The organism is Pseudomonas sp. CC11G (assembly GCF_056174845.1).
This window is the reverse complement of sequence record NZ_JBWBZC010000011.1, coordinates 88,779-106,604: the sequence shown is the minus strand read 5'-3', so window position 1 is coordinate 106,604 and position 17,826 is coordinate 88,779. Positions and strand designations below refer to the sequence as shown.

At 61.8% G+C, this 17,826-nt stretch carries 14 protein-coding genes and 1 pseudogene; 6 read left to right on the top strand and 9 right to left on the bottom strand.

The window, feature by feature from the left end; translation table 11 throughout:
- Positions 1–118: 118 nt before the first annotated feature.
- Positions 119–1,465, bottom strand: coding sequence for a metalloprotease PmbA (gene pmbA / locus AC0V2S_RS15040; protein ID WP_475510445.1), 1,347 nt, complete (start codon positions 1,463–1,465; stop codon positions 119–121).
- Between the two features lie 97 nt (positions 1,466–1,562).
- Between pmbA and yjgA the strand changes: the two genes are divergently transcribed.
- Positions 1,563–2,081: a ribosome biogenesis factor YjgA gene (gene yjgA / locus AC0V2S_RS15035; protein ID WP_475510444.1), complete on the top strand. Its 519-nt coding sequence runs from the start codon at positions 1,563–1,565 to the stop codon at positions 2,079–2,081.
- An 84-nt stretch (positions 2,082–2,165) separates the two neighbouring features.
- Here the strand turns inward: yjgA and tldD are convergent, their stop codons facing one another.
- From tldD to mreB, 8 genes are all read right to left on the bottom strand, one after another.
- Positions 2,166–3,608: a metalloprotease TldD gene (tldD, locus tag AC0V2S_RS15030; RefSeq protein ID WP_475510443.1), complete on the bottom strand. Its 1,443-nt coding sequence runs from the start codon at positions 3,606–3,608 to the stop codon at positions 2,166–2,168.
- A gap of 40 nt (positions 3,609–3,648) precedes the next feature.
- On the bottom strand, positions 3,649–4,488 hold the full coding sequence (locus AC0V2S_RS15025; RefSeq protein WP_475510442.1) for a carbon-nitrogen hydrolase family protein: 840 nt from the start codon (positions 4,486–4,488) through the stop codon (positions 3,649–3,651).
- A 33-nt stretch (positions 4,489–4,521) separates the two neighbouring features.
- Positions 4,522–8,367: a YhdP family protein gene (locus AC0V2S_RS15020; RefSeq protein WP_475510441.1), complete on the bottom strand. Its 3,846-nt coding sequence runs from the start codon at positions 8,365–8,367 to the stop codon at positions 4,522–4,524.
- An 88-nt stretch (positions 8,368–8,455) separates the two neighbouring features.
- Positions 8,456–9,913, bottom strand: coding sequence for a ribonuclease G (gene rng, locus AC0V2S_RS15015; protein ID WP_475510440.1), 1,458 nt, complete (start codon positions 9,911–9,913; stop codon positions 8,456–8,458).
- Positions 9,910–10,527, bottom strand: a complete 618-nt coding sequence (locus tag AC0V2S_RS15010; RefSeq protein WP_475510439.1) for a Maf family protein — start codon at positions 10,525–10,527, stop codon at positions 9,910–9,912. Before AC0V2S_RS15010 ends, rng begins: the two co-directional genes overlap by 4 nt.
- A gap of 51 nt (positions 10,528–10,578) precedes the next feature.
- Positions 10,579–11,067 carry a rod shape-determining protein MreD gene (gene mreD / locus AC0V2S_RS15005; protein ID WP_457439063.1) on the bottom strand — a complete coding sequence of 163 codons (489 nt, stop codon included), beginning with the start codon at positions 11,065–11,067 and terminating at the stop codon, positions 10,579–10,581.
- Positions 11,064–12,122 (bottom strand): rod shape-determining protein MreC, encoded by a 1,059-nt coding sequence (gene mreC, locus AC0V2S_RS15000; protein ID WP_475510499.1) that lies wholly within the window; start codon positions 12,120–12,122, stop codon positions 11,064–11,066. Before mreC ends, mreD begins: the two co-directional genes overlap by 4 nt.
- Before the next feature lie 150 nt (positions 12,123–12,272).
- A complete protein-coding gene (mreB, locus tag AC0V2S_RS14995) occupies positions 12,273–13,310 on the bottom strand; it encodes a rod shape-determining protein MreB (RefSeq protein ID WP_475510438.1) in 1,038 nt (345 codons plus the stop codon).
- Positions 13,311–13,533: 223 nt separating this feature from the next.
- On the opposite strand from mreB, the gene gatC reads away from it, so the two are divergent.
- The 5 genes and pseudogenes from gatC (at position 13,534) to AC0V2S_RS14970 (ending at position 17,674) form a co-directional block, all read left to right on the top strand.
- The gene (gatC, locus tag AC0V2S_RS14990) at positions 13,534–13,821 is read left to right on the top strand and encodes an Asp-tRNA(Asn)/Glu-tRNA(Gln) amidotransferase subunit GatC (RefSeq protein ID WP_475510437.1); all 288 of its coding nucleotides are present in this window, start codon (positions 13,534–13,536) and stop codon (positions 13,819–13,821) included.
- A gap of 10 nt (positions 13,822–13,831) precedes the next feature.
- A pseudogene (gatA, locus tag AC0V2S_RS14985) lies at positions 13,832–15,281 on the top strand (Asp-tRNA(Asn)/Glu-tRNA(Gln) amidotransferase subunit GatA).
- A gap of 11 nt (positions 15,282–15,292) precedes the next feature.
- Positions 15,293–16,738 carry an Asp-tRNA(Asn)/Glu-tRNA(Gln) amidotransferase subunit GatB gene (gene gatB / locus AC0V2S_RS14980; protein WP_475510436.1) on the top strand — a complete coding sequence of 482 codons (1,446 nt, stop codon included), beginning with the start codon at positions 15,293–15,295 and terminating at the stop codon, positions 16,736–16,738.
- Between the two features lie 133 nt (positions 16,739–16,871).
- A complete protein-coding gene (locus tag AC0V2S_RS14975; protein WP_475510435.1) occupies positions 16,872–17,276 on the top strand; it encodes a septal ring lytic transglycosylase RlpA family protein in 405 nt (134 codons plus the stop codon).
- Positions 17,277–17,290: 14 nt separating this feature from the next.
- Positions 17,291–17,674: a carboxymuconolactone decarboxylase family protein gene (locus tag AC0V2S_RS14970; protein ID WP_475510434.1), complete on the top strand. Its 384-nt coding sequence runs from the start codon at positions 17,291–17,293 to the stop codon at positions 17,672–17,674.
- Positions 17,675–17,826 lie beyond the last annotated feature (152 nt).

Below are 17,826 nucleotides of genomic sequence, written 5' to 3'. Positions count from 1 at the left end.
GCGCCCATCTTCTGCGATCAAGCAGAACACGCGAGATAAACGGGGAAAGGAAATCAACGCAGAGCAGGGAGAAAAAAGCCTTGGCGCACGCCCAGTCGTGCGCCTTGTACGAAAAAATTCAGCTGCCGGCGACGGTCATTTTCTCGATCAACACCGAGCCCGTGCGGATATTGCTGCGCAACTCCAGATCGTTACCCACGGCAACGATCTGCTTAAACATATCGCGCAGGTTGCCGGCGATGGTCACTTCCTGCACCGGGAACTGAATCTCACCGTTCTCGACCCAGAAACCGCCCGCCCCGCGCGAATAATCGCCGGTGACCATATTCAGACCCTGGCCCATCAGCTCGGTCACCAGCAGACCACGCCCCATGCGCTTGAGCAGGGCTTTCTGGTTTTCGTCGCCATGGCTGACAAACAGGTTATGCACGCCGCCTGAGTTGGCGGTGCTCGGCATGCCCAGCTTGCGGCCCGAATAGGTGCCGAGAATGTAGGACTGCAACACGCCGTTTTCGACGAAGTGCTTGCCGTAGGTGGCCAGGCCATCACCGTCGAACGTCGCGCTGCCGAGGGCGCCGCGAATGTGCGGGCGCTCTTCCAGGCTCAGCCATTCAGGGAACAGTAACTGGCCGAGGCTGCCTTCGAGGAACGAGGATTTGCGGTACAGATTGCCGCCCGACACCGCGCCGAGGAAATGCCCGAACAAGCCGCCCGCCAGCTCGGCGGCGAAAAGCACCGGCACTTCGCAGGTCGGCACCGGGCGCGCGCCCAGGCGGCTCACCGCACGTTCAGCGGCGCGGCGGCCGATGCTGACGGCGCTTGCCAGGTCTTCGCCGCGGCGGCTCACGTCATACCAATAATCGCGCTGCATCAGACCGTCGGCCTCGGCGATCATCACGCAGCTCAGGCTCTGCCGGGTGCTGGCATAGCCACCAACAAAACCGTGGCTGTTGCCGTATACGCGGCAGCCCTGGTGGGTATTAAGGCTGGTGCCGTCGGCGTTCTTGATGCGCGAGTCGGTGGCAAACGCCGCCGCTTCGCACTCCAATGCGCGCTCAATGGCCTGCTCCGGGGTGATGTCCCAGGCGTGGTAGAGGTCGAGGTCCGGCATATCGCGGGCCATCAGGTCGGCGTCGGCCAGGCCCGAGCATTCATCTTCGGAAGCGTGTTTGGCGATGGCCAACGCTGCCGCCACCGTTTCGCGGATGGCCGCTGCGCCACTGGCCGAGGTGCTGGCCGAGCCTTTGCGCTGGCCGAGGTAGAGGGTGATACCAAAACCCTGGTCGCGGTTGAACTCGACGGTTTCAACCTCGCCCTGACGCACCGAGGTCGACAGCCCTTGCTCCACCGACACCGCGACTTCGCAGGCGCTGGCGCCCTGGGCCTTGGCTTCGGCGATGATTTGCGCCACCTGCTCCTGCAATTGCGGCAGGGCCGAAGGCCCAACTACGTCTGCTGCACTCATAACCTACAACTCCAGTTCAAAGACCAGTCACCTGGCCAGGCCGGACAAGCGGCCTTTGACTCGTTATCATGGCGGCGTTTCCAACTGGATCTGCCCCATGTCTGACTATTCCGACGACTTCTCCGAAGAGAAGAGCAAAACTCAGGTCAAACGCGAGCTTCACGCCCTGGTTGACCTCGGCGAGCGCCTGACCACGCTCAAACCTGCCCTGGTCGACAAACTGCCGCTGACCGACGCCATGCGCCGTGCCCTGGCAGATGCGCCGAAACACACGGCGCACATCGCCCGTAAACGGCATATCCAGTTCATCGGCAAGCTGATGCGTGATCAGAACATCGATGAAATTCTGGTGCTGCTGGATCAACTTGATGCCTCGACCCGGCAGTACAACGAACGCTTCCACAACCTCGAGCGCTGGCGTGATCGTTTGACCACCGGCACCGACGACGTGCTTGAAGCCTTCGTCGCCGAATACCCGGACGCCGACCGCACCCATTTGCGTCAGCTGATCCGCCAGGCCCAGCACGAAGCGGCACAAAACAAAGCCCCAGCTGCCACGCGTAAAATCTTCAAATACATCCGCGATCTGGATGAAACCAAGCGCGGGTTGCGTTAAGCCGCAAAATTGATGGGTTTCGCTGCGCTCTACCCATCCTACGAGTACCCGTAGGATGGGTAGAGCGCAGCGAAACCCATTGCTTTAGGCGCCGGTCCCACCCACCGTAATCAAATCAATCTTCAACGTCGGCTGCCCCACGCCGACCGGCACCGACTGCCCATCCTTGCCGCAAGTGCCCACGCCACTGTCCAGCGCCAGGTCGTTGCCGACCATCGACACTTTGCTCATCGCCTCCGGCCCGTTACCAATCAGCGTCGCGCCTTTGACCGGGGCGGTGATTTTGCCGTCTTCGATCAGGTAGGCCTCGCTGGTGGAGAACACGAACTTGCCGCTGGTGATATCCACTTGGCCGCCGCCGAGGTTGGCGCAGTAAATACCCTTCTTCACCGAGCGAATGATTTCTTCCGGGTCGCTTTCGCCGGCCAGCATGTAGGTGTTGGTCATGCGCGGCATCGGCAGGTGCGCGTAGCTTTCGCGGCGGCCGTTACCGGTGGCGGCAACGCCCATCAGACGGGCGTTGAGCTTGTCTTGCATATAGCCCTTGAGCACGCCGTTTTCGATCAGGGTTGTGCATTGGGTGGGCGTGCCTTCGTCGTCCATGCTCAGCGAGCCACGACGGCCGAACAGGGTTCCGTCGTCAACGATGGTGCACAGGCTCGATGCCACTTTCTCGCCGACGCGGCCGCTGTAGGCCGAGCTGCCTTTGCGGTTGAAGTCGCCTTCCAGGCCGTGGCCCACCGCCTCGTGCAGCAACACGCCGGACCAACCGGCGCCCATCACCACCGGCATGGAGCCGGCCGGTGCGGGAATGGCTTCGAGGTTTACCAAGGCTTGGCGCAGCGCTTCACGGGCATAGCCCATGGCGCGGTCTTCAGTCAGAAAATATAGGTAGTCGGAACGCCCGCCACCGCCCTGCCCGCCGCGCTCGCGACGGCCGTTCTGCTCGACGATCACGCTGACGTTAAAGCGCACCAGCGGACGGATATCGGCGCCCAGGCTGCCATCGGCAGCGGCCACCAGAATGCGTTCCCATACGCCAGCGAGGCTGACGGTCACTTGCTGAATACGCGGGTCCAGCGCGCGAGTGGCGACGTCGACGCGCTTGAGCAGCTCGACCTTCTCGGCGCGGGTCAGCACTTCCAGCGGGTTTTCCGGCGCATACAGACGCGCCACTTCCGGGCTGACAAAAGCTTGTACGCTGCCTTGCTGACCGGCTCGGGCAATCGAGCGCGCGGCGCGGGCGGCCTGGCTCAGGGCTTCCGGCGTAATGGCGTTGCTGTAGGCAAAACCGGTTTTCTCGCCAGACTGGGCACGCACGCCCACACCCTGGTCGAGGTTGAAGCTGCCTTCCTTGACGATGCCGTCTTCCAGCACCCAGGTCTCGGAGACCTGACCGTGGAAGTACAGATCGGCGGCGTCGATTCCCGGCCCGGCCAATTCACCGAGCACGCCCGGCAAGTGGTCAATGCTCAAACCGCCGGGCCCCAACAGGTGCTCGCTGACGGACAGCAACATGTCGCTCATAGTCACTCCAATAGGCGCTGTGGCCTTTAAAACGGTGCCTTCAGGTCGACGCCTTCAGCGACGACACAGCAAAACGGCGGTGTGTGTACACCGGCATACGTTGGCGGATGGCCGCCTGCTCAACCGCATCACGGTTGGCCAGCAGCGCAGCCGCGCCTTGAGCCTGCTCGGCAAGCACCCGACCCCAGGGGTCGATGATTGCCGCATGGCCAAATGTTTCGCGCCCTTTCGGGTGCAGGCCGCCTTGTGCGGCGGCGAGGATGTAGCACTGCGTTTCGATCGCCCGCGCCCTGAGCAATACCTGCCAGTGCGCCGCGCCGGTCACCGCAGTAAAGGCCGCCGGTGCCGTAATCAGTTCCGCCCCGGCCTCGCGCAATGCGCTGTACAGCTCGGGGAAACGCAGGTCGTAGCACACGGTCAGGCCCAGTCGCCCTACGGGCGTATCGGCCACCACCACATTACTGCCAAACGCGTAATCGTCCGACTCCCGGTAGCGACCACGGCTGTCAGCCACATCCACATCGAACAGGTGCAGCTTGTCATAGCGCGCCACCACTTCGCCGTGTTCGTCGACCAACAGCGAACAGGCGTGGGACTTGGCGGCAGGCTGCCCCACCGGCGGCAAGGGCAATGTGCCGGCCACTATCCATAAGTTGAGGTCGCGGGCGGTCTGTTTCAACCACGGCAGAATCGGCCCTGTGCCTTCAGCCTCGGCACGGCCGATGGCCGCCAGGTCGCTGCGGCCCATGGCGGCGAAGTTTTCCGGCAACACTGCAAGCTTTGCGCCCTGCTCGGCGGCCTGCTGCAACAGCAGGCGCGCCTGGGCCAGATTGGCCAGCACATCGTCCTGGCTGACCATTTGAATTACCGCGAGGGACATACGCACTCCGAGGTCCGCTTTACCACTTTAAGGTTAGCGAGGTTTTTCAAAGGGTTTGTCGAAAGTGATCTGCGGGTCCTGCCAGGAGCCTTTGACGCTGTACTGCACACTGGCGAAGCGGGCCACCTGCTTGCCCAGCAATTTATCCACAACAAACAACGCACCACCAATGGCCGGCGCACCGACGATGAGCGCCGCCAACGGCAAGTTGTTGGTCAGCGGCAGGGTCACCAGCAGCTTGGCGTCCACTTGGTTACTGGCCAGATCCAGAGTGCCGTTCAGTTCCAGATTGCTCGACGGGCCGACCAGGGTGATGGGCTCTTTGGTCAGGTACACACCGTTGGTGGCGACCAGAAAACCTTTTACCCGGTCGTAGCTAAGGCCTTTGTCCAGCAGGTCGGAGAAGTCCAGGCGCAGACGGCGGCCGATGGAGTTGAAGTTGAGCAGGCCGAATACCCGCAGCGCGGCGGTCGAGCCTTGCGCTTCGACGAACTGGCCTTTACGCAACGTTGGGTCGAGGGTGCCGCTAAAGCGTTTCAGGCTGATCCAGGCCGGCGAGCCTGGCCAACGGCCGTCGATATCCATATGGAAGTCTTCGCTGGTGGCAGTCGGCGCAAAGCTCCAGGCCAGCAATACATCGGCGAGGTTCTTGCCGCCGATACGGCCCTTGAACCAACTGCTGGAGGCGCCCGGCGCGCCCTCCCAGCCTACGTCGCCTTCAACCTGCAACCCTTTGAGACCCATGTTCACGTCGCTGAACACTATGCCGTTGGCATTGGGCCGCGCTTTTAGCGACCAGGCGCCGAGCAGCGCGTCGCCTTGGTAGACGCGGGCAATATTCAGGTTAAGGGCCGGAATCTGCCGAGGGTCGACACTGGCCAGGCTGTCTGGCTCTTCCACTTCCGGCGCATTGGCGACGGCAGGTTGTGGCGGTTGCGACGGCGGGAAGCGCAGGTGTTTGAGCTGAATATCAATGGGAGCGCCATCGGCATCGGGCAAACCGACCTGGCCGCTGACCTTGGCGCTGCCCAGGTCGATGGTCCAGCCGCTGTCGATGCGGGTCATCCTCACGTCGAGGTTATCGATATCGGCGCCCAGGCCGTGGAAGGTGTTGATATGCAGGTCGGCGCTATTGAAGAACTGTTTGGCGCTGGCTGCCTGATCGCCGGCATAACGCTTGGCCACGTCCTGCCAGGCGGTAGCGTCCAATTCGCTGATCTCGCCGTTTACCTGCAACCCTTTGGCCGTAGGCACGCGCGCGGCTGTGCTGCCGAGGCGCAACTCGGCACGGCCGTCATTAAAGCCACTGGCCGGCGCGCTGGCCGCCAAGCTGGCAAGGTTCGCGTAGGTGAGCGCATAGCTGCGTTCGGCACCTTGCAGGCTCATGCTCCACTGCGTGGCGCGCTCATCTGCCGGCGCTTTGCCCAGCGGCGCGGGCAAATCGATGGTCAGGCCTTTCAAGTTCGAGTCGACTTGCAGCTGGCTGTTGTCGCCATCCAGGGTCACCGCCAACTGGAACGGCAGATCGCCCGACGCCGGAATCGGCCGGGTGACGCCCAGCCAATCAGTAAGACTTTTCAACGGCATCTGCCCGGCAACTTCGATACGGCTGGTGGGCTTGCCGACGGTTTTGCTGGCGATGGCCTTGCCGCGCACCGGCTTGCCGAACACCTGGGCACGGATATCCGGAGCGCTGAGGCCGGTGGCGGTGTCGTAGCGGAACGAACCTTTCACCTGACTAAGTTCGAGCTTGGGCGTCGGCATGCTGAGCTTGGCGCCGTCGGCGGTAAAGTCGACGATGGCCCGTGTGGGCGGGCCCTGACCCAACGGAATATCCAGATTCAGCTTGCCCTTGAGGTCGCCCTCGCCGCCCCAGCCGTTAAATATCGAGGCCGTACCAATCGGCGCTTCCTGCAGAATTTTCAGGGCATCGGCCATGCTGCTGTCGACATCACCGGTAATCAACAAGCGCGACGGCTGGCCTTTGGCGGCATGCGGCACATCGACGTTTACATCGCTCACCGTGCTGTTCAGCAATTGCCCGCTAGGCGCCCGCACGCGCACGCCGGTATCTTCGATCAGCACATCGCCGCTGACGTTTTTCAGTACCGGCCAGCCCGGCTGGAAAGCCAGTTCGGTGTCATGCACTTTAAAAAACAGGCTGATGCTGTGGGCCGCGTCTTCGGCGCCGTGGTTCAGCGAACCCTGGTATTGGAAATAGCCTTCGTCGATGGCGCCGCTGTGGATGGCGGTGGTCAGCCATTTGGCCAGGTCCTGGCTAAAGCTCGGCACCAGGGTCGGCAGGTATTTCTCGACGTAGTGGGCGTCACCTTGCTGCAGGCCGACGCGCAGGTCCATATAGTCTTCGGTGTCCGGCGCCAGGGTCAGGCGAATCAGGAAGTCACCGGCCAGCTTGCCCTCGTCGCCTACCAGCTTCATATATGGCGCGATCAAGGTGAACGCGTCGGCGTTGAGGGTCCAGGTCAGGCGCGCATTGGCTTTCTGATAGCGCCAGGGTTTGGGAAACAGATGGTCGAGATGCAGGGCGAAATTTTCCGTGTCCATGCGCAGTTCGCCATGGCCAAGGTCACCCGTAATGCTGCCGCTGACGTTCTCTGCCGCCGGCGCACCGCCGTAAGCCTTAAAGTTGATCTGCTGCAGGTTGGTGGCAAATTGCAGGCGCTCATCCGGGTTGCTGGCTTGCGGCGTAATGCTCACCTGCACATTGTGCAGCGTGCCTTGCGGGTCCAAGCCTTTGAGCACTTCGGCGGCTTTTTCCGGCAGCGGGGCCAGGGCCTCGATGGTTGACATCAGCGGCGTGAGGTCGAGGCGGTCGGCGGTAATTTGCCAGCTTTGCGGGCGGTCGGCGGCGGCTTGCTGGTAGGTCATGCCGACCTGCACTTCGCCCCAGCGGGTTTTGCCCAACGTGGCGGCCAGCGAATTGAGCAGCAGCGTGTAGCCCTGTTCGGTGCGGTTCAGATACGCCATCACCGCCACGTCATCCAACTGCACCGGTTCACGCTTGGCGTAGGCGGCGCGCAGCTCGGGCGCATTCACACGCGCCACCGCGCGCTGAACGGCACCGTCGGCCCAGGCCAGCCAGAAATCGCCACCGGCCTGGAAACGCTCCAGATGCCAGTCGCGGGACAGGCCCGCCGGCAACCAACGCGCCCAGTCGCTTTGCGGCAGACTCAGGTAAATGTCGGCTTGCGCCTCGCGCCAGGTTTTGGACTTTACCCGTGCTGCGATGCTGAAGCTCAGCGGCTGGCCATCGGGCAAGGTGACGCGACCGTCCAGCCGCTGCTTGATACTGCCGGTGAGCAGGTCGAGGTTGATATAGGTAAGGGTCAGCGGCGCCGCGTCTTTGGGCTCGAGGGTCAGCTGACTGTTAAACAGCGAAAGCTGTTTGATGCGCTTCATGCTGCGCAGCAGTTGTTCGGGGTCCAGCGGCGTGTCGTTGTCGCGCTTGGGCAACCCTTCCATGGCCCAGTGACCGTCGGCGTCTTCCACCGCGCTCAGCTGCAGGCCATCGACTTCCAGAGTGCCGATCCGAACTTGCTGACCTTTGATACTGGCCAGCAAATCCGGCACCACGCGTATCTGGTCCAGCCGCAGGGCGCTCGGCCCCTCGCCCACTTGCACGTCATGCGCGACCAGCAACGGGGCAAACCCGCGCCAGCTGCCTTCCAGGCTGCCGATGCTGACCGGCAGGCCGACGGCCTCACGCAGACGGTCTTCGGCTTGCAGACGGTAGTCGGCAACCAGCGGCACCACCTGCCGGCCGATGCTGACGTAGAGCGCCGCCACAATCAGCCCGGTGGCGCAAAGGTACAGGCCCCAGCGCGTCAGGGTGGCAATCGAGCGAGCAAGGCGCTGCATGGTCAGGCGGCTTTCCTTTTATTGTTGGACCGAGTCAATTCGGTGGAGCTGCCGTTATGGAGCGGGGCGATAAAGGTCACGAGAGGAGTCAGAGTAGGACCACGTCATATTGTTCCTGCGAATACATACTCTCGACCTGGAATTTAATCGTGCGGCCAATAAAGCTCTCAAGGTCGGCCACATTACCCGATTCCTCATCCAGCAGGCGGTCCACCACTTTCTGGTTGGCCAACACACGATAGCCTTCCGGTTGGTAGGCGCGCGCTTCACGCAGAATTTCGCGGAAGATTTCGTAGCAGATGGTTTCCGGGGTTTTCAGTTTTCCCCGACCCTGGCAGCTGATGCACGGCTCACACAGAATTTGCTCAAGGCTCTCTCGGGTGCGCTTGCGGGTCATCTGCACCAGGCCCAACTCGGTGATGCCGATTATGTTGGTCTTCGCGTGGTCGCGCTCCAGTTGCTTCTCCAGCGTGCGCAGTACCTGACGCTGGTGCTCCTCATCTTCCATGTCGATAAAGTCGATGATGATGATGCCGCCCAGATTGCGCAGGCGCAGCTGGCGGGCGATGGCGGTGGCCGCTTCGAGGTTGGTCTTGAAGATGGTTTCTTCGAGGGTGCGGTGACCGACGAAGGCGCCAGTGTTGACGTCGATGGTACTCATCGCCTCGGCCGGATCGATGATCAGGTAGCCGCCGGATTTGAGTGGCACCTTGCGTTCCAGGGCTTTCTGGATTTCATCCTCGACGCCGTAGAGGTCAAAAATCGGCCGCTCGCCGGGGTAATGCTCGATACGGTCGGCCACTTCCGGCATCAGCTCGTCGACGAACTGCGCCACCTTCTGGAAGGTTTCCCGCGAGTCGACGCGCAGTTTCTCGGTACGCAAACTGACCAGGTCGCGCAGCGTACGCAGGGCCAGGCTGAGGTCTTCGTAGATTACCGACGGCGTTGGCGCGGTTTTCATCTGGCTGCCGATCTGGCTCCACAGCCGACGTAGATAGCGGATATCGGCGACGATTTCCTCGGCACCCGCACCATCGGCGGCGGTGCGCAAAATAAAGCCGCCGGCCTCTTCGATACCTTCAGCGGCGATGCAATCGGCCACCACTTTTTTCAGGCGTTCGCGCTCGACTTCATCTTCGATGCGCAGCGAAATGCCCACATGGCTGGTGCGCGGCATATACACGAGGTAGCGCGAGGGAATCGACAGCTGGGTGGTCAGGCGTGCGCCTTTGCTGCCGATCGGGTCTTTGGTCACCTGCACGGTCAGGCTCTGGCCTTCATGCACCAGGGCGCTGATGGTTTCCACCGCCGCGCCTTCGCGCGTGGAGATTTCCGAGGCGTGAATAAAGGCCGCGCGCTCCAGACCGATATCGACAAAGGCCGCCTGCATACCCGGCAGCACGCGCACCACTTTGCCTTTATAGATGTTGCCGACAATCCCGCGGCGCTGGGTGCGCTCCACGTGCACTTCCTGCAGCACACCGTTTTCCACCACCGCCACGCGCGATTCCATGGGGGTGATGTTGATCAGAATTTCTTCACTCATGACGGCTCTCGCTCAATGCGCTGGTCATTCACGCTTAGCCAGCAAGGGATGCCAAATTCGGCGAGTAAGGCTGCAGTTTCACACAGCGGCAGGCCGACCACAGCCGAATAACTGCCACGCATGCCACTGACGAACACCGCCGCCAGGCCCTGGATAGCGTAGCCGCCGGCTTTGTCCTGCGGCTCGCCGCTGGCCCAATAGGTGTTGGCTTCGGAAATTGATATCGGGCGAAAGTGCACGTCGCTGCTGATCAAACGCACGTCGCTACGCTGGCCATCGGCCAATGCGACGGCGGTCAGCACCTGATGCTCACGGCCGGAAAGCAGTTGCAGCATAGCCAGGGCGTCGGCCTGGTCTGCGGGTTTGCCGAGAATCTGGCCGTCGACCACCACGGCAGTGTCGGCGCCCAGCACCACGGCATCGGAAGAATGGGAAAGAGTCGACAGGCCTGCCTTGGCTTTGGCCAGAGCCAGACGTTGCACGTAAACCTCGGCGGTTTCGCCGGGCAGTACGCTTTCGTCGATGGGGGCAGCAAGGGTCGCGAAGGCCACGCCGATTTGCGTCAGCAGTTCGCGCCGGCGTGGAGACCCGGAGGCCAGGTATAGCGTGGCCATGCAGACCTCTCCCTGTCGAGCAGTGCGCCAGCAGGAAACGGCCTGCCGCGCTTAGTTGACGTTCAAACGCTTCTGTATACCGCGCAATGCCACCGACACCCAGGGCCAGAGCAAGGCGCTGACCAGCGCTGGCAGCACAAAGGCCAGGGTTGGCGGGCGGTTACCGGTCAACGCATTGAGCCACAACTGCACCAACTGGGCCAAGCCAAACACCACCAGCAACACCAGGCTTTGTTGCCACATGGGGAACATGCGCAGGCGTTGGTGCAGGCTGAGTACCAGGAAGGTAATTAGCGTGAGGATCAACGCGTTCTGCCCCAGCAGTGTGCCGTACAGCACATCTACGCCGAGGCCAAGTAGCCAGGCAGTGGTCATGCCCACGCGATGCGGCAGGGCCAATACCCAGTAAGTGAGGATCAAGGCCGGCCAGAGCGGGCGGCCAACTTCCATAAAGTCTGGCAACGGCGCGACGCTGAGCAGCAGTGCCACCGCCAGGCTGAACCAGATGACCCAGCCATTTCGCGGGCGCAGACCAATCATCGACGCTCTCCTTGCGTGGCTGGTTTGGCTGGAGTTGCAGCCGGTTTGGCTGGCGTAGCGGCAGGTTTTGCCGGTGTAGCGGCGGGTGCAGCAGGTGCCGGAGCTGGCGCAGCGGCCGGCGCCGGAGTGGTAGCCGGTGCCGGGCCTTGCAGCGCTTCAGCCGCTTTCTGCTCGGCCTGACGATCAACTTTTTCCTGCGCTTCAGCCGAATCGCTGGCGCGTTGCTCCGGGCTGCGAGTGTCGGTGAACACCAGCAATACGTAGCGGCTGCGGTTAAGCGCGGCAGTCGGCACGGCGCGAACAATGGCGAATGGCTGACCGGAGTCGTGCACCACTTCTTTCACCACCGCGACCGGGTAGCCGGCCGGGAAGCGCTGGCCAAGGCCCGAACTCACCAGCAGGTCACCTTCTTTGATATCCGCCGTGTCGGCCACATGGCGCAGTTCCAGGCGCTCCGGGTTGCCGGTGCCGCTGGCGATGGCGCGCAGGCCGTTGCGGTTTACCTGCACCGGAATGCTGTGGGTGATATCGGTGAGCAGCAACACCCGCGAGGTATAGGGCATCACTTCGACAACCTGACCCATCAGGCCGCGCGCATCGAGCACCGGCTGACCGAGGAACACGCCGTCTTTGCCGCCTTTATCGATCAGGATGCGGTGAGTGAAGGGGTTGGGGTCGACGCCAATCAGCTCGCCCACCAACACTTTTTCATCCACCAGGGACGAGGAGTTGAGCAACTCACGCAGGCGCACGTTCTGCTCGGTCAAAGCCGCGAGCTTTTGCAGGCGACGCTGCATCAGCAGGGCTTCGGCCTTGAGTTTCTCGTTCTCGCCCAACAGCTCACTGCGGCTGGTGAACTGCTGCGTGGCGCCGTCCCACATGCGTACCGGGAAGTCGGCCAGCCAATAGAACGGCGTCAGCACCAGACCGAGCTGGCTGCGCATGGGCTTGAGGGATTCAAAACGGGCATCGACCACCATCAGCGTGGCCGACAGTACAACCAGCACCAGCAGGCGTACCCCTAACGAGGGGCCCTTGGCAAAGAGCGGCTTAATGGCTAAGTGCTCCAACGCTGAATTGAATGTTCATACGGTCCGCATCGCTGGCAGGTGGACGGAGTGTAAGGCTAAGCACCGTTGTAAATGCAATGAGCCCACCGGAGTGGGCCCAACGACTACTGCATCAACGGCTACTGCGTGACCAACTTATTCGCTGGAAAGCAGATCCATCGTATGACGGTCCATCATCTCGAGAGCCTTACCACCACCACGTGCAACGCAGGTCAGCGGGTCTTCGGCGACGATCACCGGCAGACCGGTTTCCTGGGCCAGCAGCTTGTCGAGGTCACGCAGCAATGCGCCACCACCGGTCAGCACCAGGCCGCGCTCGGCGATGTCGGAAGCCAGTTCCGGCGGCGATTGCTCCAAGGCGCTTTTCACCGCTTGCACGATGGTGGCCAAGGATTCTTGCAGCGCTTCGAGCACTTCATTGGAGTTCAGGGTGAAGCTGCGCGGTACGCCTTCAGCCAGGTTACGGCCACGTACGTCTACTTCACGCAGTTCGCCGCCCGGGTAGGCAGTACCGATTTCCTGCTTGATGCGCTCAGCGGTGGATTCACCGATCAGGCTGCCGTAGTTACGGCGCACGTAGGTGATGATTGCTTCGTCGAAACGGTCGCCACCAACACGTACGGATTCGGCGTAAACCACGCCGTTCAGGGAGATCAGGGCGATTTCAGTGGTACCACCACCGATATCTACCACCATCGAACCGCGTGCTTCCTCTACCGGCAGGCCGGCACCGATGGCAGCAGCCATTGGCTCTTCGATCAGGAACACTTCGCGGGCACCGGCACCGAGGGCCGATTCACGAATGGCGCGACGTTCTACTTGAGTGGATTTGCACGGAACGCAGATCAGCACGCGAGGGCTGGGCTGCAGGAAGCTGTTTTCGTGCACTTTATTGATGAAGTACTGAAGCATTTTTTCGCAGACGCTGAAGTCGGCGATCACGCCGTCTTTCATTGGGCGAATAGCAGCGATGTTGCCCGGTGTACGGCCCAGCATGCGCTTGGCTTCGGTGCCGACCGCTACAACGCTCTTCTGGTTGCCGTGGGTACGGATGGCGACCACGGATGGCTCGTTCAGCACGATGCCGCGTTCGCGAACATAAATCAGGGTATTGGCAGTGCCCAGGTCGATCGAGAGATCACTGGAAAACATGCCACGCAGTTTCTTAAACATGGGATAGGGACCCTAGGCAACGCGTGGGTAAAAAAGTGGCGCAAACTCTAACACGACGGGGATTTTGGGCAAGGCGCCAATATGTTAAATTGGCGCCTTTTCCCGGCATTGGCGCCCAGTTAGCGGCTTATGACCGCGCGCTGATCTTATCCGTTCCGTACGACAATCCCTACGGACTTCTACTCGCCTCTCACAGGCCGTTCTATTAATTGGAGAACACCCGATGGCGCTTGAACGCTCCGAGGTGGAGAAAATCGCTCATTTGGCCCGACTGGGTCTGAACGAAGCCGATATCCCCCGCACCACTGAAACACTCAATAACATCCTCGGCCTGATCGATTTGATGCAAGCGGTAGACACCACCGGCATCGAACCGCTGGCCCACCCGCTGGAAGCCACCCAACGCCTGCGTGCAGACCAGGTGACCGAACAGAATCAGCGCGACGCGTACCAAGCCATCGCCCCGGCCGTGCAAGACGGCCTGTATCTGGTTCCCAAGGTTATTGAGTAAGGACGTGGACATGCACCAATTGACCCTGGCCGAGATTGCCCGTGGCCTTGAAGCCAAAAAATTCTCCTCTGTTGAGCTGACCCAGAGTTTGCTGGCGCGTATCGCCCAACTCGACCCGCAGCTCAACAGCTTTATTACCGTCACCCAGGACAGCGCGTTGCAGCAGGCCCAAGCCGCTGACGCCCGTCGTGCTGCTGGCGAAACCGGCGCCCTGCTCGGCGCGCCGCTCGCGCACAAAGATTGTTCTGCACCCAGGCATTCGCACCAGCTGCGGCTCGAAGATGCTCGACAACTTCACCGCGCCTTACGACGCCACCGTAGTCGCCAAGCTCGCCGCCGCCGGCGCCGTGAGCCTGGGCAAAACCAACATGGACGAATTCGCCATGGGTTCGGCCAACGAGTCGAGCCACTACGGCGCGGTAAAAACCCGTGGAACCTGGAACACGTTCCGGGCGGCTCGTCCGGCGGTTCCGCTGCCGCCGTAGCTGCACGCTTGCTGCCAGCCGCCACCGGCACCGACACCGGCGGCTCGATTCGCCAGCCAGCGGCACTGACCAACCTCAACCGGCCTCAAGCCCACCTACGGCCGCGTTTCGCGCTGGGGCATGATTGCCTACGCCTCGAGCCTCGACCAGGGCGGCCCGCTGGCCCGCACCGCTGAAGACTGCGCCCTGCTGTTGCAAGGCATGGCTGGCTTCGATGCCAAAGATTCCACCAGCGTCGACGAGCCGGTGCCGGATTACTCCGCCACCTTGGGCGACTCCATCAAAGGCCTGCGCATTGGCTTGCCGAAGGAATACTTCAGTGCCGGCCTCGACCCGCGCATTGCCGAGCTGATTCACGCCAGTGTCAAGGAGCTGGAAAAGCTCGGCGCGACGGTCAAGGAAATCAGCCTGCCGAACATGCAGCACGCCATCCCGGCGTACTACGTCATCGCTCCGGCCGAAGCATCGTCCAACCTGTCGCGCTTTGACGGCGTGCGCTTCGGCTACCGCTGCGAAGACCCGAAAGACCTCACCGACCTTTATAAGCGCTCGCGCGCCGAAGGCTTCGGCGTGGAAGTACAGAACCGCATCATGGTCGGCGCCTACGCCCTGTCGGCCGGTTACTACGACGCGTACTACCTGCAAGCGCAGAAGATTCGTCGCCTGATCAAGAACGACTTCATGACGGCATTCCAGGATGTCGACCTGATCCTCGGTCCTACCACGCCAAACCCGGCCTGGAAGATCGGCGCGAAAAATAACGACCCCGTCGCCGCCTACCTCGAAGACGTCTACACCATCACCGCCAACCTCGCGGGCCTGCCGGGTATTTCCATGCCAGCCGGTTTCGTCGACGGTTTGCCGGTTGGCGTACAACTGCTCGCGCCTTACTTCCAGGAAGGTCGCCTGCTCAACGTCGCTCACCAGTATCAGCTCACCACTGACTGGCACACGCGCACACCGACAGGCTTCTGAGGAGATACACCATGCAATGGGAAGTTGTTATTGGCCTGGAGATTCACACCCAGCTCGCCACCCAATCAAAGATTTTCTCCGGCAGCGCCACCACCTTTGGTTCCGCGCCGAACACCCAGGCCAGCCTGATCGACCTGGGCATGCCCGGCGTTCTGCCGGTACTCAACGAAGAAGCCGTGCGTATGGCGGTGAAGTTCGGTTTGGCGATTGACGCCGAGATCGGCCAGCACAACGTGTTTGCGCGCAAAAACTACTTCTACCCAGACCTGCCCAAGGGCTACCAGATCAGCCAGATGGAATTGCCTATCGTCGGCAAGGGTCACCTGGATATCACCCTGGAAGACGGCACGGTCAAACGCGTCGGCATCACCCGCGCGCACCTGGAAGAAGACGCCGGCAAGAGCCTGCACGAAGACTACAGCGGCATGACCGGCGTCGACCTGAACCGCGCCGGCACCCCTCTGCTGGAAATCGTTTCCGAGCCGGACATGCGCAGCGCCAAAGAGGCTGTGGCCTATGTAAAAGCCATTCACGCCCTGGTGCGTTACCTGGCGATTTGCGACGGCAACATGGCTGAAGGTTCCTTGCGCTGCGACTGCAACGTGTCGGTTCGCCCGAAAGGCCAAGTCGAGTTCGGCACCCGCTGCGAGATCAAGAACGTCAACTCGTTCCGCTTTATCGAGAAGGCGATCAACACCGAAGTGCAGCGCCAGATCGAACTGATCGAAGACGGCGGCAAGGTCATTCAGCAAACCCGTCTGTACGACCCGAACAAAGACGAAACCCGCGCCATGCGCAGCAAGGAAGAAGCCAACGACTACCGTTACTTCCCCGACCCTGACCTGCTGCCGGTGATCATCGATGACGCCTTCCTCGTCACCACCCGCGCTACCCTGCCGGAACTGCCGCCGCAAAAACGCGAGCGCTTCCAGGCGCAGTTCGGTCTGTCGGCCTACGACGCCAGTGTGCTGGCCTCCAGCCGTGAGCAGGCTGACTACTTCGAGCAAGTGGTGGGCATTAGCGGCGACGCCAAGCTGGCGGCCAACTGGGTGATGGTTGAGTTGGGCAGTTTGCTCAACAAGCAAGGCGTGGAAATCGACACCTCGCCGGTCAGCGCCGAGCAACTGGGCGGCATGCTCAAGCGCATCACCGACAACACCATCTCCGGCAAGATCGCCAAGATGGTGTTTGAAGCCATGGCCAATGGCGAAGGCAGCGCCGACGACATCATCGAAGCCAAGGGCCTCAAGCAGGTAACCGACAGCGGCGCAATTTCCGCCGTGCTCGATGAAATGCTCGCGGCCAACGCCGAGCAGGTTGAACAGTACCGCGCCGCCGATGAAGCCAAGCGGGGCAAGATGTTCGGCTTCTTTGTCGGGCAGGCGATGAAAGCATCGAAGGGTAAAGCCAACCCGCAGCAGGTGAATGAACTGTTGAAGCAGAAGCTGGAAGGCTAACGGCAAAACCCTCTCCCTAGCCCTCTCCCGCCAGCGGGCAGAGGGAACTAGACCGAGTTGCCGATCAGCTCCCCTCTGCCCGCTTGCGGGAGAGGGGCTGGGGGAGAGGGTTCTAATTTTCGGAGACACAGGTATGTGGCGCGTTCTACTGGCAGGAAGCTTTCTCGCTCTACTGAGCGCCTGTACCACCCCCTCTTTTCGCAACACCCCCAGCGACGACAACGACGCTGACCGCTACAACGGCCACTACAACGAAAGTGGCGAAGCCTCCTATTACGGCGCCAAGCACCAGGGCAAGAAAACCGCCAGCGGTGAGCGCTTCGACCAGGCGCAACTCACCGCCGCCCACCGCACCCTACCCTTCGGCACCCAAGTGCGGGTGACGAACCTGGACAACAACAAATCCGTGGTCGTACGCATCAACGACCGTGGGCCGTTCAACCGTAAGCGGCTGATCGATATTTCCAAGTCCGCCGCCCAACAGCTGGACATGCTGAAGACCGGCACAGCCCCGGTGCGCGTGCAAAGCCTCGACTGAATCAGGAGACCGTTATGACTGAGCAAACCAAATCCGGCGAACAGGTACGCCGCCAGGTCATGGGCGACGCCTTCGTCGACCGCGCGCTGAACAACGCCACCGACTTCACCCAACCGCTGCAAGACTTTATCAACGAGCACGCCTGGGGTTCGGTGTGGAGCCGTGACGGCCTGCCGTTGAAAATCCGCAGCCTCATCACCCTCGCCGCGCTTACGTCCTTGAAGTGCCCGCAGGAGCTGAAAGGCCATGTGCGCGGCGCGTTGAATAACGGCTGTACGGTGGAAGAAATTCGCGAAACGCTGCTGCACTGCGCCGCCTATGCCGGCGTGCCGGCTGTAGGCGAGGCGTTTCGTGCTGCGCAGGAAGTGATCGAGGCGTGGCAAGCGGACGCCACGTAGGGTGTGCTGTGCACACCATGGCGTACGCCACAATATTCTGGATTCCCGCCTTCGCGGGAATGACGGAGGACTTTGCTAAGAACACCGTCATTCCCGCGCAGGCGGGAATCCAGAGTTTCGAGCCAAACACCGTCGTGAGAAATCGCGCAATA